At 40.9% G+C, this 1,822-nt stretch carries 2 protein-coding genes; both read right to left on the bottom strand.

The genetic code is table 11. The annotated features are described in order from the left end of the window. Positions 1-178 precede the first annotated feature (178 nt). Positions 179-1,054, bottom strand: a complete 876-nt coding sequence (locus tag WS40_RS10445; protein WP_270759619.1) for an IS3 family transposase — start codon at positions 1,052-1,054, stop codon at positions 179-181. Positions 1,055-1,068: 14 nt separating this feature from the next. Continuing rightward, positions 1,069-1,755, bottom strand: coding sequence for a helix-turn-helix domain-containing protein (locus tag WS40_RS10440; RefSeq protein ID WP_046438114.1), 687 nt, complete (start codon positions 1,753-1,755; stop codon positions 1,069-1,071). Between the last annotated feature and the right edge of the window lie 67 nt (positions 1,756-1,822).

Here is a 1,822-nt window from a genome sequence, read left to right as displayed (position 1 = left end):
TGACCCGCCCCCTGTCAAGTAGACAGCGCAAAAAACAAAAATATTCTATGTTGTGACTAAAAGCAGTCTGTGCAATTTGTGCAGGCTGCTTTGTTGTTAGCAAATGGCAAGCACCTTTTGGAGTGAGGAGCGAAGCGACGAACGGAGAAAGGTGCTTGCCGCGGCACCCACCGACCAGCTAAGCAGCATACGCTTCATGGTATTCCATAGGTGTCATGCTGCTCAGTTTGATCTGGTAACGCCTTGTGTTGTAATAGGTTATGTATTCCTCTATCGCTGAAATCAGTTTGGTCTTATCCGTAAACTTGCGAAGATAATACATCTCCGATTTTAAGATTCCCCACCAACCCTCCATTGGTCCGTTGTCGATGCATCTCCCAACACGGGACATACTTTGTATCATTCCTGCATCAGTCAGTTTTTGATGAAATAATTTGTTGGTATACTGAAAGCCACGGTCACTGTGGAAGATTGGGTGAGCATCAGGATTCAATCGAACAGCTTCGTCAAATGTAGAAAACACAAGTTCGTTGTTATTGCTTTCCATAATTTTGTATGTTACAATTCGTCTGTCATACAAATCAAGAATTGCGCTGAGATACAGTTTTCTGATCTCTGTTCCTACGTAATATTTAAATTCAGTTACATCTGTAAGCCATTTTTCGTTCGGCTTATCTGCGTGGAAATCTCTGTTCAGAATATTCTCCGCTGTGAATTGCGGCGTTGATGGAATATATGTATTCTTCTTGACACGGGTAACAGATTTCAGATGAAGAATCTGCATCAGTCTGTAGATGCGCTTCTTGTTGAAATGTACATCATGCTCACGGTTGATCACGACCGTCATCTGACGATAACCTAAGATGCCGTTGCGCTCCTCATAGTGCTGTTTGATCCATTCTACAAGCTGCTCATTGATCTGCTGGCTATGGCTCGGTGTCCGATGCAGCCACTTGTAGTAAGCCGAGCGTGCAACGTGTACAGCAGCGCAGAGCTTCTGAATCGGATAATGCTCTGCTTCATTCATGTATTTGATTGCAATATACTTGTCCACGTTTCGTACTCCGTTCAGTGACCGCCCCCTCTCAGCTCCCTGAGTTTTTTTAACAGTTTAATTTCCATTTCCTGATCTTTAAGCTTTGCTTGTAATATCTTGTTCTCCATACGAAGACGATCAGCTTCTGTAAGGTCTTCTTGTTTTTTTGATTTTCCTCGATGGTCAATCAGTCCTTCTACACCATTTATTTCATATTTCCTTACCCATGAATATATCTGTTGATAAGAAATATTATATTTTTCAACTGTCAGGGTGTAGTTCTTATTATTTTCAATGCAGAAGGCAACAATTTCCGCACGTTCTTCCTGTGTGGTTTTTCTACCTTTGTTCATGGCAAGTCCTCTTTCTGAGCGTTTATGCTCTTTAAATCTCTTGCCATTATTATACCATGAAATCCATCTTCTGAGGACAATATCCGTTGAGATTTTATACTTTATACATATTTCTGTTAAGCTTCCTTTTCCATTGAGGTAATCTTCTACTGCTGCTTCTTTTATTTCATTGGTATAGTGTCGATACGGTGATGCCTTTGCAACGGATTCGATTCCTTCGGTTTTAGCTCGGCATACCATTCTTTTCATCGTTGTAGCCCCTATGTTGTATTTTCTGGCAATTGCCTTGTATCCACCTTTACCATCGAGGTATTCCTGTACTGCTGCAACACGTTCTTCACTTGTAAGTGATTTCTTCTTTGACATAAAATAACCCCCTTTAGAGTTACACCATTTTATTATTTCATGTGTCTACTCTAAGGGGATTATATCA

The organism is Ruminococcus sp. N15.MGS-57 (assembly GCF_000980385.1).
Taxonomy (GTDB): Bacteria; Bacillota; Clostridia; order Oscillospirales; family Ruminococcaceae; genus Hominimerdicola; species Hominimerdicola aceti.
Note: the sequence above shows the minus strand (reverse complement) of the source record. Positions and strands in the feature narration are given on the sequence as shown.